Annotated in this window: 20 protein-coding genes and 1 pseudogene; 8 read left to right on the top strand and 13 right to left on the bottom strand. The window is 68.9% G+C overall.

Translation table 11 applies throughout. From position 1 onward, the window contains the following. Nucleotides 1–5: 5 nt before the first annotated feature. From ABT009_RS44470 to ABT009_RS44480, 3 genes are all read right to left on the bottom strand, one after another. Nucleotides 6–1,193: an NAD(P)/FAD-dependent oxidoreductase gene (locus tag ABT009_RS44470; RefSeq protein ID WP_351308181.1), complete on the bottom strand. Its 1,188-nt coding sequence runs from the start codon at nt 1,191–1,193 to the stop codon at nt 6–8. A 270-nt stretch (nt 1,194–1,463) separates the two neighbouring features. After that, nucleotides 1,464–2,204 carry an SDR family NAD(P)-dependent oxidoreductase gene (locus ABT009_RS44475; protein WP_351308184.1) on the bottom strand — a complete coding sequence of 247 codons (741 nt, stop codon included), beginning with the start codon at nt 2,202–2,204 and terminating at the stop codon, nt 1,464–1,466. A gap of 138 nt (nt 2,205–2,342) precedes the next feature. Continuing rightward, nucleotides 2,343–2,795, bottom strand: a complete 453-nt coding sequence (locus ABT009_RS44480; RefSeq protein ID WP_351308187.1) for a carboxymuconolactone decarboxylase family protein — start codon at nt 2,793–2,795, stop codon at nt 2,343–2,345. A gap of 271 nt (nt 2,796–3,066) precedes the next feature. Here ABT009_RS44480 and ABT009_RS44485 point away from each other — a divergent pair, with 271 nt between their 5' ends. After that, entirely contained in the window at nt 3,067–4,740 is a 1,674-nt protein-coding gene (locus ABT009_RS44485) for a flavin-containing monooxygenase (RefSeq protein ID WP_351308190.1), read from the top strand. Between the two features lie 73 nt (nt 4,741–4,813). On the opposite strand, the gene ABT009_RS44490 is transcribed toward ABT009_RS44485, so the two are convergent. Together ABT009_RS44490 and ABT009_RS44495 are read right to left on the bottom strand one after the other, a co-directional pair. Further along, complete coding sequence (locus ABT009_RS44490) at nt 4,814–5,206, bottom strand: nuclear transport factor 2 family protein (protein WP_351308193.1); 393 nt, start codon at nt 5,204–5,206, stop codon at nt 4,814–4,816. A gap of 51 nt (nt 5,207–5,257) precedes the next feature. Further along, nucleotides 5,258–5,656 carry a nuclear transport factor 2 family protein gene (locus ABT009_RS44495; RefSeq protein WP_351308196.1) on the bottom strand — a complete coding sequence of 133 codons (399 nt, stop codon included), beginning with the start codon at nt 5,654–5,656 and terminating at the stop codon, nt 5,258–5,260. Between the two features lie 194 nt (nt 5,657–5,850). Here ABT009_RS44495 and ABT009_RS44500 point away from each other — a divergent pair, with 194 nt between their 5' ends. Beyond that, nucleotides 5,851–6,897 carry a cyclase family protein gene (locus ABT009_RS44500; protein ID WP_351308198.1) on the top strand — a complete coding sequence of 349 codons (1,047 nt, stop codon included), beginning with the start codon at nt 5,851–5,853 and terminating at the stop codon, nt 6,895–6,897. Between the two features lie 75 nt (nt 6,898–6,972). Here ABT009_RS44500 and ABT009_RS44505 read toward each other — a convergent pair whose 3' ends face one another. Further along, nucleotides 6,973–8,970, bottom strand: coding sequence for an alpha-ketoacid dehydrogenase subunit alpha/beta (locus ABT009_RS44505; protein WP_351308201.1), 1,998 nt, complete (start codon nt 8,968–8,970; stop codon nt 6,973–6,975). 196 nt (nt 8,971–9,166) lie between these two features. Here ABT009_RS44505 and ABT009_RS44510 point away from each other — a divergent pair, with 196 nt between their 5' ends. Beyond that, nucleotides 9,167–9,874: a TetR/AcrR family transcriptional regulator gene (locus ABT009_RS44510; protein ID WP_351308203.1), complete on the top strand. Its 708-nt coding sequence runs from the start codon at nt 9,167–9,169 to the stop codon at nt 9,872–9,874. A 42-nt stretch (nt 9,875–9,916) separates the two neighbouring features. Here ABT009_RS44510 and ABT009_RS44515 read toward each other — a convergent pair whose 3' ends face one another. The 3 genes from ABT009_RS44515 to ABT009_RS44525 are packed head-to-tail and all read right to left on the bottom strand — an operon-like array spanning nt 9,917 to nt 13,005. Then, entirely contained in the window at nt 9,917–11,071 is a 1,155-nt protein-coding gene (locus ABT009_RS44515; RefSeq protein ID WP_351308206.1) for an acyl-CoA dehydrogenase family protein, read from the bottom strand. Nucleotides 11,072–11,076: 5 nt separating this feature from the next. After that, nucleotides 11,077–12,132 (bottom strand): 2,3-butanediol dehydrogenase, encoded by a 1,056-nt coding sequence (locus ABT009_RS44520; RefSeq protein ID WP_351308208.1) that lies wholly within the window; start codon nt 12,130–12,132, stop codon nt 11,077–11,079. 57 nt (nt 12,133–12,189) lie between these two features. Further along, nucleotides 12,190–13,005 carry an enoyl-CoA hydratase/isomerase family protein gene (locus ABT009_RS44525; RefSeq protein ID WP_351308210.1) on the bottom strand — a complete coding sequence of 272 codons (816 nt, stop codon included), beginning with the start codon at nt 13,003–13,005 and terminating at the stop codon, nt 12,190–12,192. Nucleotides 13,006–13,182: 177 nt separating this feature from the next. Between ABT009_RS44525 and ABT009_RS44530 the strand changes: the two genes are divergently transcribed. The 4 genes and pseudogenes from ABT009_RS44530 to ABT009_RS44545 all read left to right on the top strand — a co-directional run. Continuing rightward, entirely contained in the window at nt 13,183–14,718 is a 1,536-nt protein-coding gene (locus tag ABT009_RS44530) for an acyl-CoA synthetase (RefSeq protein WP_351308213.1), read from the top strand. After that, the gene (locus ABT009_RS44535) at nt 14,715–15,485 is read left to right on the top strand and encodes an SDR family NAD(P)-dependent oxidoreductase (protein ID WP_351308215.1); all 771 of its coding nucleotides are present in this window, start codon (nt 14,715–14,717) and stop codon (nt 15,483–15,485) included. Before ABT009_RS44530 ends, ABT009_RS44535 begins: the two co-directional genes overlap by 4 nt. Before the next feature lie 125 nt (nt 15,486–15,610). Further along, a complete protein-coding gene (locus ABT009_RS44540) occupies nt 15,611–15,892 on the top strand; it encodes a hypothetical protein (protein WP_351308216.1) in 282 nt (93 codons plus the stop codon). A 112-nt stretch (nt 15,893–16,004) separates the two neighbouring features. Further along, nucleotides 16,005–16,175: pseudogene (locus ABT009_RS44545) on the top strand (histidine kinase); the annotation flags it as partial. A 10-nt stretch (nt 16,176–16,185) separates the two neighbouring features. On the opposite strand, the gene ABT009_RS44550 reads toward ABT009_RS44545, so the two are convergent. From ABT009_RS44550 to ABT009_RS44565, 4 genes are all read right to left on the bottom strand, one after another. Next, the gene (locus ABT009_RS44550; RefSeq protein ID WP_351308218.1) at nt 16,186–16,608 is read right to left on the bottom strand and encodes a nuclear transport factor 2 family protein; all 423 of its coding nucleotides are present in this window, start codon (nt 16,606–16,608) and stop codon (nt 16,186–16,188) included. A 46-nt stretch (nt 16,609–16,654) separates the two neighbouring features. Continuing rightward, nucleotides 16,655–18,133 carry an MFS transporter gene (locus ABT009_RS44555; protein WP_351308219.1) on the bottom strand — a complete coding sequence of 493 codons (1,479 nt, stop codon included), beginning with the start codon at nt 18,131–18,133 and terminating at the stop codon, nt 16,655–16,657. Nucleotides 18,134–18,432: 299 nt separating this feature from the next. Further along, a complete protein-coding gene (locus tag ABT009_RS44560) occupies nt 18,433–18,645 on the bottom strand; it encodes a helix-turn-helix domain-containing protein (RefSeq protein WP_351308221.1) in 213 nt (70 codons plus the stop codon). Between the two features lie 487 nt (nt 18,646–19,132). Beyond that, complete coding sequence (locus ABT009_RS44565) at nt 19,133–19,732, bottom strand: TetR/AcrR family transcriptional regulator (protein ID WP_351308223.1); 600 nt, start codon at nt 19,730–19,732, stop codon at nt 19,133–19,135. A gap of 192 nt (nt 19,733–19,924) precedes the next feature. On the opposite strand from ABT009_RS44565, the gene ABT009_RS44570 reads away from it, so the two are divergent. Next, complete coding sequence (locus ABT009_RS44570) at nt 19,925–20,869, top strand: zinc-binding dehydrogenase (RefSeq protein ID WP_351308225.1); 945 nt, start codon at nt 19,925–19,927, stop codon at nt 20,867–20,869. Nucleotides 20,870–21,459 lie beyond the last annotated feature (590 nt).

Below are 21,459 nucleotides of genomic sequence, written 5' to 3' on the forward strand. Positions count from 1 at the left end.
TTCGTTCAGTGGATGGAGGCTGGGGCCTGAAAGGCGTCGACGATCTCCTGTCGGCGCATGCGGGCCTGCTTGGGCATGTTCCAGCCGAGGACACCGGTGACCGCACCGCCGACGCGGTACCGGGCGACGAAGCGTCGGGCCGCCAGGTCACCCTCGACGATGTCCACCTCGGCATCGGTGGGCAGGAAGCCGTGCACCTGGAGCTTGGCGTCGAACTGGTCGGTCCAGAAGTACGGCACGGGCGTGTACGGCTGGTCCTGGCCGAGGATCGTCGCGGCGACAGTCATGGCCTGTTCCGTGGCGTTCGTCCGGTTCTCCAGGCGGATCAGACGGCCGAGCCGCTCGTGGTGCCAACGCGCCACGTCCCCCACCGCGTAGATCCCCTCGGCTGCCCGGCACCGGGCGTCGCAGACCACGCCGTTGTCGATGGTGAGGCCGCTGTCGGCGAGCCACTCCGTCGCCGGGGACGCGCCGATCGCGACGACCACCAATTCGGCAGGCAGTGTTTCGCCCGTACTGAGCTCCACGCCGGTGACCTGGCCATCCTCGCTTGCGAGCCCGACGACGCCGTTGCCCAGCCGCAGCCGTACGCCCTCCTCTCTGTGCAACTCCGCCAGCACGCCCGACACCAGCGGGCCCACCTGCATGGCCATCGGCGCCGCCAGCGGGCCTGCCAGGGTCACATCCAGACCCAACTTGCGCGCGGTGGCCGCGATCTCGGAGCCGAGGACGCCTTCGCCGACTACCACCAGCCGCCTGCAGGACAGCAGGTCCTTGCGCAGGGCCAGCGCATGGTCGAGGGTGCGCAACACATGCACACCGGCCAGGTCTTCGTGCCCCGGCAGGGTCCGCGCACGCACGCCGGTGGCGATCACGATCGTGTCCGCCTGCAGCTCCTGCCCGGACTCCGTGCGTACGGTCCGGCTCGCCGCGTCGAGCGCGACCGCCCGGTCACCCAGGACGAACTCGGCATCCAGCGCCGACAGGACGTCCTGCGCCCTCAGTACCGCTCGGTCCGGCGCCCAGTCACCGGCGAGGATCTGCTTGGACAGCGGCGGCCGGTCGTACGGCGCGTGCGGCTCGTCGCCGAGCACCGTGATCCGGCCGGCGAACCTCTTGCGTCGGAGCGCCTCCGCGGTGGTCAGCCCGGATGCGGATGCGCCCACCACCAGAACACGGTCCGAGGCCGTCATGCGATCACCTCGCGGGCGTTCCTCTGCCTGGTGACGTCCTCGATCGTCATGTGCGACTCCGTTGCGGTTGAGGTGCGGTGTCCGTCAAGGGAAAAATAGACCGAGCGATCGGTACAATCAATTCGGAACACATAAAGATGCCGCGAGAGTGGTTGCGCTCGGAAATGCTCGACGGAACGCCACGTGCGTTCCATTACCGTTCGAGAAAGCGACACGGACTTCGTCAAGACGGTTCCACGGCCGCTGACCGCGACATCGGCACCGAAGGGCTCACACCAGGTAACGCCCGCCGTTGGTGCTGAGGGTCTGGCCGGTCACGTAGCCGGCTTCTTCCGAGGCGAGGTACGCCACCGCGTAGGCGACGTCCTCGGGCTGCCCCGCCCGCTTCATCGGCATCGTGACCGCGACCGCGTCGACGTCGACCGGCCCCTCGCGCACCAGAGGGGTATCGATGAAGCCGGGCGGGACGTGGTTCACAGTGATTCCCTTGTCGGCGTACTCGATGGCCAGCGCCCTGGTGAGGCCGATGACTCCGCCCTTGGACGCCACGTAATGGGCCATGGCGGGGGCCCCGGTCTGTGCCGACGACGAGGAGATGTTGATGATCCGGCCCCAGCCCGTCGCCAGCATGTCGGGCACCAGCTCTTTCGTGACCAGGAATGGCCCCTTGAGATTGATCCCGATCATGCGGTCCCACGCCGCCTCACTGATGCCGGTGAAGGGCACATAGGCGGTAATCCCGGCATTGTTGACGAGGATCGCGACGGGGCCGAGCTCCTTTCGGGTCCGCGCGGCCGACGCGGCCACGGCGGTGGCGTCGGCCGCGTCGCCGCCCACCGCGATGGCGGTGCCGCCCGCTTCGCGGATCTCCGCGACCGCCTTCTCGGCTCCTTCGACGTTCAGGTCCCAGACGGACACCGCGGCACCTCGGGCCGCGAGGACGGTTGCGACCGCCCGCCCTATCCCGCGGGCGCCGCCGGTAACGACCGCGACCCTTCCTTCCAGTGACATGCGCGCTCCTTGTGTACGTGATGTCAGGTACCGACGCCCCGGGCGGAGAGAGACTCCGGCTCCGGGACGGGCACACCTTCCGGCGACCGCCCTGCGGCCCGATGCTCTGCTCGGCCGCGGCAGCGGTCTCCGACTCCGCTACTCGCCCAGGGCCTCGCGGGCGGCGGTGCGGGCCGCCGTCGCACGGGGGAAGCCGGCGTAGCCGGCGGCGTGGTAGATGACCTCGGCGATCTCGTCCTTGGTCACTCCGTTGGTGAGGGCGATCCGGACGTGGGTCTTCAGTTCTGCCTCGGCGCCCAGCGCGATGAGAACACCCAGCGTGACCAGACTGCGGTCTCGGCTGCCGAGCCCCTCGCGGCCCCACAGCGCGCCCCAGACGCTGGTCAGCCCAATCTCGACGAGGTCCTCCCCGAGGCGGCCGTCGCGCAGGTCGATGTCGCCTTCCGGGAAGACCCCGGGCAGCGCGGTGCGCATGGCCCTCAGACCCGCGGCCCGCAGATCGGTGGGGGTCCCGGACTCGGCAGGAGCCTGGGCGGGCTGTGCTCCGTCGAGCTCGGCGGCGGTGGGTCCCTGGACGTCGTTGGTCCTCATACGCGACTCCTGTGGCACGACATTGTGTGGTTCGCCTCAGCGAAAGTTAAATCAAACGGTCGGTACAATCAATGGGTCTCCCCGGTTCGGCCGCCCGCGACGCGAACCGAGCCCACCGTCGACGAGGCACCCAGATCCCGAACCCGCAGCATCGCGACCATTGCTCGGGCCCACCCCCTCCTCTACGCTCGGCCTGAATATTCGACCGACCGGTCGAAACATCATTCATGGCTCACGCGGGAGCAGCGGCCCCTGTCACCTTGGAGGGCAGATGAGCGAATCGACGAAGGCGCCGGAGGCGGCGCCCGACACGCAGGCGCAGGCACCGGAGCGGAGCCCGGCGGACCAGGTAGACGTGCTGGTCGTCGGTGCCGGCGTCACCGGCATCTACCAGCTGTACCGGGCCCGCGTGGCCGGTTTCTCGGCGAAGCTGCTCGAGGCCGGCAGCGGCGTGGGCGGCACCTGGTACTGGAACCGCTACCCCGAGGCGCGCTTCGACTCCGAGAGCTACACGTACGGCTACCTGTTCTCCAAGGAGTTGTGGGAGGAGTGGGAGTGGTCGGAGCAGTTCGCCGGCCAGCCGGAGATCGAGCGGTACTTCAACTACGTGGTCGACCGGTTCGATCTGCGACGCCACATCCTCTTCGGTGCGAAGGTGACGTCGGCCGTCTGGGACGATCCGTCAGGGACGTGGACCGTACGGACGGGCGACGGCACCGAGCACCGGGCGCGGTTCGTGGTCGCGGCGACCGGCATCCTGTCCGTGCCGTTCATACCGGACATCCCCGGACGCGAGGACTTCCGTGGCGAGCAGCACCACACCGGCCGATGGCCGAAGACACCCGTGGACTTCTCCGGCAAGCGCGTGGCCCAGATCGGCACCGGATCCAGCGGTGTGCAGATCGTCCCCGCGATCGCGGACGAGGTGGCCTCCCTGACGGTGTACCAGAAGGTCGCCGACTGGCTCACACCACTCAACAACCGCCCGATCACAGCCGAGGAACAGACAGAACTGAAGGCGGACTTCGAGTCCATCCGCGACACGCTCAACACCTCGCCGAGCGGCTTCCTCCACCAGATCACCATGCGCTCCGGCCTCGACGACACCCCGGAGCAGCGGCAGGAGTTCTACGAGCAGAAGTGGAACAGCCCCGGTTTCACCAAGCTCTCCGAGCATTACATGGACATGACGGTCAACCCCGTCGTGAACCAGGAGTGGTGCGAGTTCATCGCCGACAAGATCCGCAGCATCGTCAAGGACCCCGAGACGGCGGAGAAGCTGATCCCCAAGGGCCATGGCTACGGCGGACGGCGGCCCCCCTTCGGCACCGGCTACTACGAGGCGTACAACAAGCCGACCGTCTCTCTCGTGGACCTCAACGAGACGCCGATCACCCGCATCACCGAGACCGGCGTCGAGACGTCCGAGGGCGTGCGGGAATGCGACATCATCATCTGGGCGACCGGTTACGACTTCGGCACGGGCGCTCTCAACCGGCTCGGGGTGCGCGGCCGGCAGGGTCTGCCGCTCAAGGAGTACTGGGCGGAGGGCCCGTCCACCTACCTTGGGGTCGCGACCGCCGGCTTCCCGAACTTCTTCTTCCCCGGTGGTCCGCACGGCGCGCTCGGCAACAACCCCCGCTACTCCGGCGACCAGGTGGACTACGTCATGGACGTGCTCGTCCACGCGCGCGACTACGGCCACGACGTCGTCGAGGTAACCGACCCCGCGGAGCAGGAGTGGACAAACCTGGTCAACGACAACGAGGGCCAGTCCTCCTTCCTCAAGAGCAGCTACTTCTACGGGGCCAACATCCCCGGCAAGCCGGTCAAGCAGTTGCTGAACCCGACCGGGCGGTGGAAGCTCCAGGAACTGATCCGCGAGTCCATCGAGAACGACTTCCCGGCGTTCGCCTTCGCCAAGGCGGAGGAGGCGAGGTCCTGAGCACCCCTGACACACGGACGCCCGCGCCGCCGCCCCGTCACGGGACCGGCGGTGCGGGCGTTCGCCGCCAGGGCTACTTGAAGCTCGTGACCCGCTTGCGGAACTTCCACACGCCGTCCACACGGACCAGCGTGTCCTCGTAGCTCCCGACAAACTGTACGGCCCAGCCCTCGTCACCGCGGGCGAGGAAGACCAGGTTGCTGCTGGCCGTCACCTCGTCCCCCGGCGGGGAGGTGAGGATGGTGTTGCCGACGAGATGCAGCTGCGGAGCCTGCGGAGCGAAGGCCCCGAAGGCCTTGCGGATGGCGCCCCGGCCTTCGAAGGTGCCCTGACCGGTGATCTCGGCGACGCCGTCTTCGGTGAACAGGTCGGCGATGGCTTCGGTACGGCCCGCGTCCAGGGCATGGGCGTAGGCGGCGATGGCGGTCTGTACACCTGCCAGGGCGGCCTCGATGGAAATGGTCATCTGCCTTCTCTCTCGGGGGAGTTCAGTGCGGTGCAGCAGTACGTCAGGGGACTACGCCTTGAAGGTGGTGCCGCGCCGCCGCAGCAGCCACTTGCCGTCGACACGGCGGAACGTGTCGTCGTAACGGGCGACGATCTGCACAGCCCAGCCAGCCTCACCGCGCAGGAGGAAGACCACGTCACTCACCGCCGTCGCCTCGTCCTCGCACGACGAGGTGACCACGGTGTTGGAGACCAGGTGCAGCTGCGGCTGCGTCGGCGCCCAGCCCTTGAAGGCCTCGCGGAGCGCGTCGTGTCCTTCGACGGGGTCCATGCCCGGTATCTCGAGAACTCCGTCGGGCGTGTACAGCGCGACGATGTCGTCGGTACGGCCGGCGTCCTGCGCCTGGGTGTGGGCTCCGATCACGGCGCGCACGCCCGCCGCGACCCACGCCTGTGTGGATTCGCTCATCGTCTCTCCAAGGTCGAATGGGCCTGCACTCCGGCAGCAGAACCCACCATGTGTTTCGACCGGTCAGTCTATTGCTCTTCACGCCATAAAGGGAGAGGCTATTACCAGGCAAACTCGACTTGTTGACCGATCGGTACAATCTCAATAGCATGCCGACGGCTGTCACCGGGACTGTCGCCAAAGGAGGCGTAATCGTGACGAAGCGTTGGAAGCAGCGTCCGCCGGGTTCGACGTGGGGCGACTGGGGTGACGACGACGAACTGGGCCGCATCAATCTGCTCACCGCCGAGAAGGTCCTCCAGGGTGTGCGCGAGGTCGAGCACGGGATCACCTTCAGCCTGAGTCTGCCGCTCGACTATCCGGGCGGAACGTCCCTGAACCAGCGGCGGTACCCGCCGATCCTGAGGCCGACCGAGGACCTGCAGCACAAGCAGGACGTCTTCTACAACATCAAGGCGCGCGAGCACTTCTCGCCCGACCTCATCGACGTGTGGTCCGACGACGTGGTGACCCTCTGGCTGCAGTACTCGACCCAGTGGGACGCTCTCGCCCACCAGGGCGCCGAGTTCGACGCCGACGGCGACGGTGTTGCCGAGCCGGTCTACTACAACGGCTTCCGGCCCGGCGCCGACATCGTCGGACCGCAGGAGGACGCCAAGGGCGACGGCAGTGGGAGCATCGGCTTCGCCCGCCACCTGGGTCTCGAGCACATGGCCGCGCACGGGGTCCAGGGCCGCGGCGTCCTCATCGACATCGCCCACCACCTCGGCACCGGGTACCAGGCGGTGAATCTGAAGCAGCTTCAGGAGATCATGGCCGCGGACAACGTCGTCGTCGAACCCGGCGACATACTCCTGCTGCACACCGGCTTCGCCACCCAGCTCCTCGCCTGGGAGAAGAACCCGGACCCCGTGGCCATCCACCAGACCGCCGCCTACCTCGACGCGGACGACCCGGCCTTGCTGGAGTGGATCGCCGAGTCCCAGATATCGGGGCTGGTGGCGGACAACTACGCGGTCGAGGGTGTCGGGGTCACGCAGGCCCAGGGCCCGCACACCCTGCTGCCGATCCACCATCTGTGCCTCTTCAAGCTGGGCGTACCGCTCGGCGAGCTGTGGTACCTGCACGACCTCGCCGCCTGGCTGCGCGAGCACAACCGCAGCCGGTTCCTGCTGACGGCTCCCCCGCTGAACCTGCCCGGCACCCAGGGCAGCCCGCTCACTCCGGTCGCGACCGTCTGACATACGAAATACGGACGACAAGGGGATGCCCCAGGACGTGGTCCTGGGGCATCCCCTTGTCGTCCGGTCAGCAGTTCACACCGCCGCGATACGCCGAACCGTGTCGGCGATGGTGTCGCGCGACGGCAGCCAGAGCCGTTCCAGTGAAGGGGCGTACGGGGCGGGCATCGGCGGCGCCGCAACGCGGGTGACGGGTGCGTCCAGGTGCCAGAAGCCCTCGTCGACGGCGAGCGCGGACAGCTCGGCACCGACACCGAAGTCCCGTACCGCCTCATGTGCGATGACCAGCCGGTTGGTCTTGGCGAGCGAAGCGAGGACGGTCTCGCGGTCCAGCGGGGCGACCGTGCGCAGGTCTATCACCTCGACGCTCACCCCCTCGGCGGCGAGCAGTTCTGCGGCGGCGAGGCAGTCCTGGACCATCCGTGACCAGGAGACCAGGGTGATGTCGGTGCCCTCGCGGACCACCTTGGCTCGGCCCAGCGGGACCAGGTGGCCGGCCGGGGGACAGGGGCCCTTGAAGCCGTACTGGAGCCGGTTCTCCACGAAGACCACCGGGTTGGGATCCTGGATGGCGGCCCGCAGCAGACCATAGGTGTCGGCCGGGTTGGAGGGCATCACCACGGTCAGGCCGGGGATATGCGCGAGCAGCGCCTCTAGGCTCTGCGAGTGCTGGCTGCCGGAGGACCGCCCGGCGCCGAACTGGGTGCGCACCACGAGGGGCATGGAGGCGCGTCCGCCGGTCATGAAACGCAGCTTGGCGGCCTGGTTGAGCAGCATGTCGAGGCAGACGCCGATGAAGTCCATGTACATGATCTCGACGACGGGCTTCATACCGGCCATGGCCGCGCCGACCGCGGTGCCCACGATGGCGCTCTCGCTGATCGGGGTGTCGCGGACCCGGCCGGGGAATGCCTGGGCGAGGCCCCGGGTGAGCCCGAAGACATTGCCGCCCGCGCCGACGTCGATGCCGGCCACGAACACGTCCGGGTCGGCGGCGAGTTCGTGCTCGATGGCGAGGCGTACGGCGTCCATCGTGCGGAAGATCTCGGCGTCGCCGTGGAGCGGGGCGGGCTCGGGTACGGCGGCACGCGGGGCCGAGACGAAGTCGTACAGTGCCTGGGGAGCGGGCTCCGGCAGACTCCTCGCGCACTCGACCGCCGCATCGATCTCCTTGTCGATCTCCTCGTCGACGGCATCCGCCAGCGCGCTCTCCACACCCGCCGCCCGAAGGTGCCGGCGGGCCACGAGCAGCGGGTCGCGTTCCTTGGCGGCGGCGACCTCCTCAGAGGTGCGGTAGCGCTCGGGGTCGCCCTCGTAGTGGCCGTGCCAGCGGTAGGTCTCCGCCTCCACCAGGACCGGGCCGCCGCCCTTGCGCAGCCGATCCACCACCTCGGTCATCGTCCGCGCCACCGCGACTACATCGTTGCCGTCGACGTGCTCGTAGCCGATGCCGTACCCGGCGGCGCGCGCTGACAGTGGGGCGCGGTGCTGCTCGGCGGCGGGCGAGAACTCGGAGTAGTGGTTGTTCTCGCAGAGGAAGACGACGGGCAGGTCCCACACCGCCGCCAGGTTGACCGCCTCGTGGAACATGCCCTGGGCGACCGCTCCGTCACCGAAGAAGGCCACGGCCACGTCGCCCCGGCCGCGCAGCTTGGCCGCGGTCGCCACTCCCCCGGCGATCGGAAGTCCGGCGCCCACGATGCCGTTGGCGCCGTAGATGCCGAGGCCCGGGTCCGCGATGTGCATCGAACCGCCGCGGCCGCGGCAGGTCCCCGCGTCCTTGCCCATCAACTCGGCCATCATCGACGCCGTATCGAGGCCCTTGGCCAGGACGTGGCCGTGGCCGCGGTGGGTGGAGGTGATGCCGTCCCGGGCGCTGAGCGGCCAGCAGGCTCCGACGGCACTGGCCTCCTGCCCGATCGACAGGTGCAGGAAGCCGGGAATCTCCGTCGCCTTGTACAGCTCGGACGCCCGTTCCTCGAACCGCCGTATGCGACGCATCCGGCGGTACATTTCCACGAGGTCGTCCGCGTGCGCGGAGCCGGTGCCGGTGTGCTGCGGTGCCTGAGTCATGAGCGTCCTCGCTATGCTCGCGCAGACGGCGCGCCCATGTGCCGTCTGGATTCCAAGTTTTAATGTACCGTTTGGTCTAGCAAATTAAGCGGCGTCCCGCAGTCCGCTTCCCCCGGATATGCCGAGAGCTGTCCGACGCGGGCGCGGGAGTCGATTGCTGATCGACTTGTCGTCACATCAAGCGGGGAGGGAACCCATGCCACGACCGCCGGGTCACGGACCGGGATTCGAGGTCAGACGTCAGAAGATCATCGACATCGCGGCCTCGCTCTTCGCCCAGCAGGGCTACGCGGCGACCTCCATCAACGACCTGGGCCGCGCGGTGGGGCTTGCCAAGGGAGCGCTGTACTACTACATCGGCTCGAAGGAGAACCTGCTCGTCGAGATCCAGTCGCGGGTGATGGGGCCGCTGCTGTCCCGCACACGGCAGATCGCGGCCCTCGACACGGATCCCCTGCTGCGGCTGCGCCTGCTGTCGGAGTCGCTGCTGACGATCATCTTCCGCAGGCTCGACCACATCTGGGTCTATGAGCACGACTACCGCAGTCTCAGCGGCGCGGAGCTCAAGACCCTGCTGGGTCAGCGTGCCGAATTCGAGAACCTGATCACCGGCCTCCTGACGGAAGCCGTGGAAGAGGGGACCTTCCGGGTGGCCGACCTGCGCCTGGCCACTCTGCAGTTCCTCAACCTGCACAACCACACCTACCAGTGGGTGAAACCGGACGGCCGGTGGGACGCCGCGTTCCTGTCCCGCGAGTACTGCGAGACCCTGTTCCGCGGTTTCGCCGCCCCCGGTCACGAACTACCGGATGTCGAGGCACAGGCCGAGGCGTTCAAGCGCGACCGGCCCGACCTGCCGCTCGATCCCGAGGCGGCGTGGGAGCCCCTTTCCGCCGCCGGCTGACGTTCGGCCCGCGGTGCGCGGTTGCGCACCGCGGGCCGAACGTCATGCCTCCTCGACCAGCGCCCTGGCGATGACGTTGCGCTGGATCTCGTTCGTTCCCTCGCCGATCTCGAGGATCTTGGCGTCGGCGTAGAAGCGCGAGATCTCGGACTCTCGGACGTAGCCGTAGCCGCCGTGGATCTGCACCGCCTGAGAGGCCACGCGGTTGGCGACCTCGGAGGCATACAGCTTCGCCATGGCGGACGCCGTGCTGTACGGGCGGCCCTGGTCGGCGAGCCACGCGGCGCGGTAAACCATGCACCGGGCGGCCTCGAACTCGGTGCCCATGTCGGCGATCTTGTGTGCGACCGCCTGGAAGCCCGACAGCGGCCGGCCGAACTGGTGCCGCTCTGTGGCGTGCTGGACGGCCAGTTTCAGCGCCGCCTTGGCCAGCGACAGGCCCAGCGCGGCGACACTGATGCGGCCCTTGTCGAGGACGGACAGGAACTGGCGCAGGCCGCCGCCCTCCTCACCGATCAGGTGGTCGTCGGGTATCCAGCAGTCGGAGAAGACCAGCTCCCGGGTGTCCATGGCGTGCCAGCCGAGCTTCTTCAGCTTTCGGCCGCAGGCATAGCCCGGCGTGCCGGTCGGCACGTAGAAGGTCGCGTACCGTTTACGCCCGTCGTCATCCCGGCCGGTCACGGCCAGGATGGTGACGCCCTGGCTGATGTCGGTCCCGGCGTTGGTGATGAACATCTTCGTGCCGTTGATCACCCAGCCGCCGTCAGCACGGCGGGCGGCGGTCGTGATGCCGGCCGCGTCGGAGCCGGCTTCCGGCTCGGTCAGACCGAAGGCGCCGATGGCCTCGCCACGGGCCAGCGGGGCGAGCCAGCGCTGCTTCTGCTCCTCCGTGCCGTAGGCGAGCAGTGGGAGGGTGGCGATGGTGGAGTGCGCGTTCCAGGAGGAGGCCACCGACTGGTCGGCGGCTCCGAGTTCCTCCATCACCGCGACGTACGTGACCATGTCGGAGCCCGTGCCGCCGTACTCCTCGGGCACAAGCATGCCCATCAGACCGAGCTCTCCCAGCTTGGTGAAGACCTGTGTCGGGAACGCCTCGTTCTCCGACCACTCCGCCGCGTTGGGCGTGATCTCCTTCGCCGCGAACTCGCGGACCATGTCCTGCAGGGCGAGGGTCTCCTCAGGCAGGTCGAAATCCATGTTCCTTATCCCTTCGGGGTCAGCAGAACCTTGAGGTGCCGGGCCCGGTCGACGGCCAGGTCCGCGAAGACCCCGGCTCCTGCGGAGAGCGGAAAACGCCCGGTGACCAGCGCCGAGGCGTCAAGGCGCCCGGTGCTCATCAGATTGATCACACGGGGAATGTCGAAGTTGTAGCCGAGCGTGCCGAGGACGGACCGCTCGTAGAAGACGAGCTGTCCCATGTCGAACTCGACGCTGCCGTGGCCGACACCGGCCAGCACGACCCGCCCGCCGCGGCGGACGGTGGCCACGGCCTGAGCCGCGAGCGAGGCCACACCGGTCGCGTCGATGACGACGTCCGGGCCGATGCGGCCGGTGCGCAGGAACACCTCGCGGCGCACGTCGGTCTCGCGGGGGTCGAAGGCCTCGGTGACGCCGATGCCCAGCAGCATCTCCCGTCGTCCCGCCAGCGGTTCACTCACGTAGAGACCGGCCGCGCCGGCCATGCGGGCAGCGAGGACGACCGCGACGCCGATCGGTCCTCCGCCGACGACCAGGACGTTGTCGCCCGGCCGTACGTCGGCGCGGGTGACGGCGTGCAGGCCGACGGCGAGGGGTTCGGCCACGGCGGCCATCTCGTCGCTGACGTTGTCGGGCAGGCGGGTCAGTCCAGCCAGGGGCACGGTGACGCGCTCGGCGAAGGCGCCGGGCGAGGCGAGGCCCACCGATCCGCTCTTGGGACAGATGTGGTACTCGCCACGGACGCACCAGAAGCAGACGCCACACCGCCAGACGGGGTCCGTGGTCACCCGGTCGCCGACCGCGATGCCGGACACCTCCGCGCCCAACGCGACCACAGTGCCGCTGAGTTCATGCCCGAGGGCGAGCGGCGGACTGGCGCCGGTGAGCGGGTGCGGACTCTCCCGGATCATGTGCGGACCTTCGAGGAACTCGTGCAGATCGGTGCCGCACACTCCGCACCAGGAGACCTCCACGACCGCCTCGTGCGGCCCGGGCTCCGGCGGGTCGGGCACCTCCTCCAGCCTCAGATCACGGGCGCCGTGCCAGCGCAGTGCCTTCATGTCCTGCACCCCTTTCCTGTCGTATGAGCTCCGTTCTCGTACGGCTCCACGCCGCGCCTAGGCGTCTCGCGCGGGGCCGTCGAAACGCGCCCGCCCGGGGCCGTGTTCGATGAAGGAGCGGATTCCGGCGGCGGCGTCCGCCGTGCCGAAGACCCCGGTGAAAAGGGACCGTTCGAGAGCCAGTCCGGCGGCCATGCCGCCGTCGCCCCCGTGGTCCACAGCTTCCTTGATCGCCTCCAGAGCCGCCGACGGCCCCTCGGCGAGCCGCCGGGCGTAACCGAGTGCGGCGTCGAGGACCTGGCCCGCGGGCACGACCTCGTCCACGAGTCCGATCCGCAGCGCCTCGTCGGCCCCCACCCTGCGGCCCGTCATCAGCAGGTTCTTCGCCCGCGACGGGCCGACCAGCCGCGTGAGCCGCTGGGTGCCGCCCGACCCCGGCATGATCCCGAGCTGCACCTCCGGCTGGCCGAGCACGGCGTCCTCGCCCGCCACCCGGTAGTCGGCGGCGAGGGCCAGCTCCAGTCCCCCGCCGAGCGCGTACCCGGTGACCGCCGCAACGATGGGCATCGGCAACCGCGCCACCTCGTCGAAGGTCCGTTGCAGAGCGCGGTTCCAGCCGCGCACCTCCTCAGGCCCCATCGCGGCCAGCGCCTTGATGTCCGCCCCGGCGGCGAACAGCCGCTCACCGCCATAGACCACGACGGCCCGCACGTCGCGGGAGTCCGCGAGCTCACGCACGCAGGTGGCGAGCTCCTCCCTCTGTGCGGCGTCGAAGGCGTTCATCGGCGGGTTGTCCAGGCGGACCGTGACGACCGGTCCCTCGCTGTCGAGGTGGATACGTGGCACAGGGCCTCCTCGTCGGCTCCAGCACATCGCGGGCGCGCGGGCGCTTGTCGATGCCTTCGCGCCGACGTAAAGTGCGGCAACAAGTTTTATAGACCAAGGGGTACACTAAATCCTGGCAGTGGGCAACCGACCGGTCGGGATCCAACCTGCCCGTGAGCTGGGGCATACGCGGTCATCGTCGAACACCCAGAGCGAGAGTGAGCCGTGCACAACTTCGCGAGCATCCTCGACTACCACCTGGCCCAGCGGCCCGACGCCGCCGTCGTCGCACAGGAGGAACATCGCCTGACGGTGCGTCAACTGCACGACCGGGTCAATCAATTGGCTGCCGGGCTGGCCGACCTGGGCATCCGGCGCGGCGACGTCGTCGGCCTGCTGCTCTACAACCGTCCGGAGTTCCTGGAACTGGTCTATGCGGCGAGCCGCATCGGCGCGGTCCTCCTGCCGCTGAACTACCGGCTGTCCGAGGAGGAGTGGCAGTACATCCTGGGCCACGCCCAGGCCAAGGCCATCATCACCGAGCCGGAGTTCGTCCCTGCAGTGGAGAGGAGCGCCGGCTGCCTGACGGACCTGGAGCACCGGATCCTGGTCGAGGGCACTCCCACGGGACCATGGTCAGATTACGAGGAGCTGCTCGCCCGCCACCCCGGCGGTCGCGTGGAGCCGGTGGACGTCGGGCCGGAGGACCTGCAGCGCCTGATGTACACCTCCGGCACCACCTCGCGCCCCAAGGGCGTCCGCATCACCTACGGAAATCTGCAGGCGAAGAACCTGGCCCACATCGTCCACTTCGGCCTGACCGCGGCGGACACCACGCTGGTCTGCGGTCCGCTGTACCACGTCGGCGGCCTCGACATGCCGGCCCTTGCGACCCTCTACGCGGGCGGCGCCGTGGTTCTCCAGCGCAAGTTCGACGCCTTGGGTGCCCTCCGCGCGATCCAGGAGCACCGCGTCACGAACGTGTGGCTGGCGCCCGCCATGGTCAACGCGGTCCTGGAGGTCCCAGCCCGCGAGACGTACGACACCACGTCGGTCCGCTTCGTGCTGGGCGGCGGTGAGAAGACGCCCGAGCCGGTGCTGCGGCGCATCATGAACGCCTTCCCCAACGCCTGGTTCGCCGACGCCTACGGTCTCACCGAGACGGTCTCGGGCGACACCTTCCTGGACCGCGCGCACGCGTTGTCCAAGCTGGGCTCGGTCGGGCGTCCCGTCCCGCACACTCGGGTCAGGATCGTCGACGACGAGGGCAAGGAAGTGCCGGCGGGCGAACTCGGTGAGATCACCCTGCGCGGCCCCAAGGTCTTCGCCGGGTACTGGCGCGACGACAAGGCGACGGCCGCCGCCCTGAAGGACGGCTGGTTCCACACCGGCGACATCGGACACGTCGACGAGGACGGCTTCCTCTTCATCGACGACCGGAAGAAGGACATGATCGTCTCAGGCGGCGAGAACATCGCCACGCCGGAGGTCGAACGGGTGCTGTACGAGCATCCGGCCGTGCTGGAGGCGGCCGTGGTCGGGCTGACGCATCCCCGCTGGGGCGAGGTCCCGCGCGCGTTCGTGGTGTTGCGGCCGGGAGCGAGCGCCGGGGCTGAGGAGCTGCGGGAGTTCTGCCGGGCACGGCTGGCAAAGTTCAAGGTGCCGACCCGCTTCGACTTCGTCGACGAGCTGCCCCGTACGCCCTCGGGGAAGGTCCTCAAGCGAACGCTGCGCGACATACCCGTGGAGGGCCGCTCATGACCGACGTGAACAGCGAACTGCGGCTCGACCAGAAGACCGCCTGGGTCACTGGGGCCGGGAAGGGCCTCGGACGCGCGATCGCGGTCGCCCTTTCCCAGGCCGGCGCGACCGTGGCGGTGACGGCACGCACGGCCTCGGACCTCGAGCAGCTCGAGTCCGAACTCGCCGGGCACGGCGGCAAGGTGCTGGTCCTGCCCGGTTCGGTCGCCGACTCCGCCGCCGTCCGGGCCATGGTCGAGCGGATCACCGAGTGGACGGGCCGTTTGGACGCGGTGATCAACTGCGCCGGTGTCAGCCCTCATTTCACCCGCAGCGAGCGGGTCACCGACGAGGACTGGCAGCACGTCCTCGACATCAACCTGCAAGGCACCTTCTACTGCTGCCGCGAGGCAGGCAAGGTGATGCTGGAGCAGCGCTCGGGTTCGATCGTCAACGTCTCATCGGTGCACGCCAGCACCGGCTTCGAGCGGATCGCCGCCTACGCCGCCAGCAAGGGAGGCGTCGAGGCACTCTCCAAGTCGCTCGCCGTCGAATGGGCCGACCGCGGAGTCCGCGTCAATGCCCTCGCACCCGGCTACTTCCACACCGACCTCAGCTCAGGGCTCCTGGCCAGCCGCTGGGGCGACCGGATCGTGGGCGGCACTCCCCTGGGCCGAGTGGGCAGCGCCGAGGAACTCGGCGGCGCCGCGGTGTTCCTCGCCTCGGACGCCTCCCGCTTTGTCACCGGCACCACCCTGACCGTGGACGGCGGCTGGACCGCCTGGTGAGAGGGCGCGCGCCGCGTGAGTGCGGCGCGGCCCCCGTCGGTGACGCGCAGGGCCGGCGGGCACACGGGTTCCGGATGTGACTACTCGCTTGTCGCCGCTGACGACGTACGCTGTTCAACACCGCCGTGGACACCGCCAAATGGGGCGCCAAGCTGGTCATGGTCGCCGTGCAGAAGAAGTCCGACGCCATCGATCTGGGCGGCATGCTGCGCAGCGAACTCACCCTGATCGCCTCCCAGGGGTACCCCACGGAGATCTTCGAGGTGACCGCCCAACTCGCCGAACACCACGAAGGCTTCGCCAAGCTCATCAGCCACCGCATCCCCTTCACCGAGGCCGAGCGGGCCTTCGGCCTCGCCCTCACCCCAGGCGCAGCCGAAAAGATCATCGTCACCTTCAACGACTAGCCTCACAACACACCACGCAGGTGCGCAGGGCGGGAATCCCACCATGACCACCTGCCTGTAGCGAGGCATGCGCAGCTGCCCCGTACCTCGTCGACGGTCCGTCACCGCCGGTCACGACGGGGCACAAGCACAGCTCGTGGCGCTGTCCATGCGGATCGGGCTCGCCGAACGCGCCTACGACCATGACCCCGAGGCCACCCGCAAGCTGCTGGACGAGGCCCAGGAGCAAGCCGAGAACGCGCTGACGGAGCTGCGGCACGTCGTACGCGGCATCCACCCGCCGCAGCGGCAGATCAGGCTCCGGCGAAGGACAGCGAACGGCGCGCGAAGCGCCAGCGGCCATTCTCCCGGCGCAGGACGTCCTCGTAGCGACCTACCAGGCTGACGGCCCAGCCCGACTCGCCCCGTGCCAGGAACACCAGGTCGCTGAGGGCAGTGGCCCGGTCTCCCTGCTCGGTGACAACGGTGTTGACCACGAGATGGCGCTGCGGTGCCTGCGGAGTCAGTCCGCGGTACAGCTGGCGCAGGGCGTCGTGCCCCTCGACCGGTTCCATGCCAGGCAGTGCGGAGACGCCGTCGGCGGTAAAGAGGGCAACGAGATCGTCGACCCGACCGTCGTCCAGGGCATGGCAATAGGCGCCGATCGCGTCACGGACGCTCTCGACCGCCTCCTCGTGGGTCTGGGCGTCGGATTCGAGGCGGGTGTTGGTGGTCATGATGTCTCCTAGGGCTGGTCGGCAAGACGGTGCGGGATCGGGGCGCTCATGCCTCCTGGACTGCCACCGCGGGGCGTGCGTCGGCGGTCGTACGCGGAGTCCGGCTGATGAACAGGGCGAGGACCAGAGCGAGGGCAGAGCAGCCTCCGATCAGGCCGAAGACCTCGAAGAAGGCGCTCTTGGTGCTGAACGGGGTACCGGACACGGTCGACTTGCTGAGTATCAGGGCGGCCACCGAGATGCCCACGCCGCTGAAGGCCGTCTGGGCGACCGCGTTGACACCGGTGGCTTCGCTGGTGTTCTCCGCCGGGACGCTCTCGATGACGAGGTTGGGCAGCGAAGTGAGCATAAAGGTCGTCGCCACAGACAGGAACACCGAGGAGACGACGACGCCGACGACGTTGCCGCAGAACAGGGAGAGGACGATGGCGTTGGTGATGCCGAAGATTGTGCCGATGATGAGGGCGCGCCGGGAGCCGGTGCGGGCGGAGATCCGGCCACTGAGGGGTGCGAGCAGGAAACCGACGATCCCGGTGCAGAAGGCGAGCAGCCCGGCCGTGGTCGCGCTGAGGCCGAGGCCGACGGGTGCGATCTCCGGGGACTGCTTGATGAGGTTGAGCAGGTAGCCGGTGACGCCCACTGGCCCGGCCGCGACGGCCATCGTCGCGAGCGTGGTCAGGGCGAGTTTCCGGTTGGCGAGGCTGCGGACGTTGATCATGGGGCTGTCGAGGCGCAGCTCCCACCAGGCCCAGACGGCCATGAGCACGAGGCCGGCGAGCATGGTGCCGACCGTCCGGCTGTCGAGCCAGGTCCAGGTCCTGGACTTGGTGACGCCGAACAGCACCAGGGCGATGGCGGGCGCGAACAGCACACCGCCCACCCAGTCGATGCGCTGCACCTTGGCGGCGACGGTCGACTTGGGAAGCAGCGAAGAGGCAGCGGCGGCGAGCAGCCCGCCCACTGCGGTGGTGACGAAGATGTAGTGCCAGCTCGTGTGGTCGATCAGGAAGCCGGAGATGACCATGCCTGACGCCCCGGACAGCACGGTGGCGCCGCCGATCCAGGCGGTCGCCACAGGCACCCGCTTCTTCGGCAGGTTCTCCCGGGCAAGGCCGAAGCAGAGGGGGAGGAGGCCACCGGCGACGCCCTGGAGCGCCCGGCCGGCGACGACCCCGGTGAGTGTGTCCGTGGACATGCTGACAATCGAGCCCGCGGCCGAGATGAGTAGCAGGATGATGATCATGTTGCGGCGGCTGTAGAGGTCGCCGAGCCGCCCGCAGAGCGCGGCGGACACCGCGCCAACCAATGTGTACGCCGTGAGCATCCAACTGGCGTCGGCTGCATTGGTATGGAAGATGACGATCATCTGCGGGAGGGCGTTGGCCATCATCGTCGACTCCAACGAGCTGACGACGGCCGCGAAGATCAGGACCGCGATGATGAGCGGGGCGGGGCGTGCTGAACGGAGGACGTCATCGACATCTTCGGAGATGAAATCGCCGCTGACCTCTTCGGATCGGTGCATCGTGTCTCTCTCGGGTAGGCATGATCGACGGTGATCGCCTTGCCCTGGGCGTACGTCCGCAGCGCCGCGCGTGAACCGGACACCGGTTCCGTGGAATAAGGATCTCCGGGCGTGCGACGACGATCTCGGGCAACCGCCCAGGGGCACTCAGGCTCGACAGGCGTAGAGGACTGACACAAGCTTCCTCATACCTGCGTTCCATTCAACGGAACGACTGATTGCTTTAGCGAGGAGAGTGTGACCCCCTCGACTACCGGTGTCAAGGAGTTCGGCGGGGCTGCCGGCGAGGGCTGGGCTGTTCAGTGTGTGGGCTGGCCCCGCCGATGCGTTCGGCGAGGTTGGCGGCTAACCGTGTGACGAGCGCGGCCGGTTCGGGCACGCTTAGGCGCCGTCCGGCTGACCATCCCCAGTTTCTCCAGTTCACCGAGCAGCCGATGAGCGGTGCTCGGGCTGACGCCCAGCCGGGTGCCGAGCTCGCGGACGCCGTGGGCCCCCTCGTCGCTGTCCACCATCAGGGTCAGGAGCTCGATGCCCTCGCCAGCGGGTCGCGCTGCCGGTCGATGTCCGGCCGTCCCGCCCGGATCGGCGCCCTGTCTGCCATCTTGCCCACCTCATCGAATCGCCGCACTGGCCCTTGACATCGCTTCGACTCGAAGCCACCCTGATTCCGCCGCTGTCCAGAACGCCTGTTTCCCCCAAGAGAACAGAGTGCAGGGCTCGAGGTGACATACCCAGACTTCCAAGGCCGGCCAGAACGAATCCACGGGAAATCCGGAGGTCATCGATGGCGATACCCCTACGCCCGCACCAGCGTCAGCACTGCAAGCAGATCCGGGCAGGGGCAGCGCAGGGATCGTCATCGGAGACCGGCGGCAGCGACCACCCTGGCTCGTATCGGGAGTCGGCGGGGATGGGGAACGGAAGGAAGAAGTGAGTGGCGGCAGATGCCGCCATCGTCCGGCAGGGCGTGGACGAGCTGGCACGCATCTTCCGCTCGGGTCAGGGCGGTGGCACATCCTCTCCTGCGGCCCCGAGGAGGATGCGTGCCATGCGGCGGCAGTCGTCATCCGTCAGCGGGGCGCTCGGGGATCGCTGCCAGGTCACCACACCGTGGAAGGCCAGGTGCGCGATCATCGCCACGTCCTCCTCGCAGATGTCGCCGTGCCGGGCCGCGCGGCCCAGGGCGCGCCGCAGCGGTGCCAGAGACCGCTCGGTGACCTGCTCGACCAGGGACTGCAGCTCGTGATGGGCGGCGCCTGCCGCCGCGCGAAGTGCCTGCCCTTCGGGGCTGGCCCAGGCCTCGCGGATCATCAGCATGACCGCGACCAGGTCCTTGCGCGCGTCGCCGCTCTCGGGAATGTCGTCGTACCGCTGCAGCAGCGGCTCGACGACAGCGGCCAGAAGGGCGGCCTTGGAGGGCCAGCGGCGGTAGATCGTGGTGCGGTTGACCCCGGCGGCCCTGGCGACGGCGTCGACGGTCATTGCCGTGAATCCCACACGCTCGAGCTCGGCAAGGGTCGCCGCGCGCACGCTGCTGATCACCTGCCGGCTGCGCGGGCCGGTCTGCACCCCGCGGGTGCGCCTGGTCGTCGTCTCCATCACCGGTGAATGTAACCCAGCGCAGCCGACGGAGGCGCCGCCCTCCTCACCCCTGACCGGACCCTACGACAAGAAAGGCAACAGGGTGTTGCCTTTGATTGGGTCCGGGGCTAGTCTCCGGGCGCGGGCCTGCCGCGGGCCCGCCGACGCCGGGCACCGTCGCCCGGCCCTTGGGAGAAGGAAGCGCAAACCATGAAGGCTTGGCAGTTCGTCGAGACCAACGAGCCCCTCGTCCTCAACGAGGTCCCCGACCCCGTCCCCGGTTCCGGCGAGGTCGTCGTCGACGTGCGCGCCTGCGGCCTGTGCCACTCGGACATCACGTACATGACCAACCCAGGGACCAAGGCCAACATGCCCTACACCCCGATGACCCTGGGCCACGAGACCGCCGGCCTCATCAGCGCCATCGGCGAGGGGGTCACCGACTGGCAGGTCGGCGACCGCGTCGGCGTGTGCCCGTCCGGCACCGGCCCGATCCCCGGGTTCTTCGCCCCCGGCGGCTTCGCGGGCAAGCAGCTCGTCCACGCCGACGACCTCGCCCGTGTCCCCGAGGGCCTGGACATAGCCCTGGGTGCGGTGGCCACCGACGCGGGCATGACCTCCTACCACGCGATGGTCGTGCGCGGCGGCGCCAAGGAAGGCATGAAGGTCGGCGTCATCGGCCTGGGCGGCCTCGGCCAGATCGGGGCGCGCGCGGCGGTGCTCAAGGGAGCGGAGGTACACGTGGCCGAGCCCAAGGCGGAGGTGCGCGAACTTGCCCTGGGCCTCGGCGTGGCCGGAACGGTCGCCGAGGCGGCCGAGTGGAAGGGCCAGAACTTCGATCTCGTCGTCGACTATGCCGGCTTCAACACCGCCGCCGCGGCCATCGACGCGATCCGCCCCGGCGGCACCGTCGTCACCGTCGGCATCGGCGCCAGGGAGATGACGATCCCGTCCATCGCGCTGCTGCGCAACAAGAACCTCATCGGCTCCATGGGGGGCACCGTCGCGGACATCGAGGAGCTCTACCAGCTCATGCTCGACGGCTCCATCGCCCCGACGTACGAGGAGATCGGCTTCAACCAGATCCCCGACGGCCTGGACCGCCTGGCCAAGGGGCAGGTCACCGGCCGCCTCGTGGCGCGCTTCGGCGACTGAGCCCCCGCCCCTGCGGCACAACCGCCAGACGACCGCTCCCGTGTTCCCGGCAGAAGCGGTCGCCTGTTCCGGCGCACAACAGCATGGGAGCCCCCTGGGGAGTCGGTCTCGGCCGACAGATGGGTGGCCGCGTCGAGGGCGATCGCCAGATCGTCGGGGCTGGACGGTGAGTCCCGCATCGTTGGCATGGCGTGCTCCTCCTGCCGGTGTCCCTCAAGAAGGCGTTCGGAGGTCTGTTAATGAGGTCCCCTGTCCGTCTTGCAAGCAGGTCGGACAGGGGAATGTGAGTACCACGGCTCAGTGGCGCTGCCTCTGCCCCGTCGAGGCCGGACCTGGTTGCAGCGCTGACACTGGTGCGGGCGTAAGTTACCGCCATCGATGACCGCCGGATTTCCCCCTCGGGTCTCGAGGTCGGAATGTGTCACCCCGAGCCCGCCCTAGAGCGCTGCCCTCCGAAAGAAACATCCGTTCCGTCTAGCAAGGTAGATTTAGGGTGATGTCAAGAGCCGGTGCGGCGATTCGATGAGGTGGGCAAGATGGCAGACAGGGCGCCGATCCGGGCGGGACGGCCGGACATCGACCGGCAGCGC

The organism is Streptomyces sp. NPDC002896 (assembly GCF_040295225.1).
Lineage (GTDB): Bacteria > Actinomycetota > Actinomycetes > Streptomycetales > Streptomycetaceae > Streptomyces.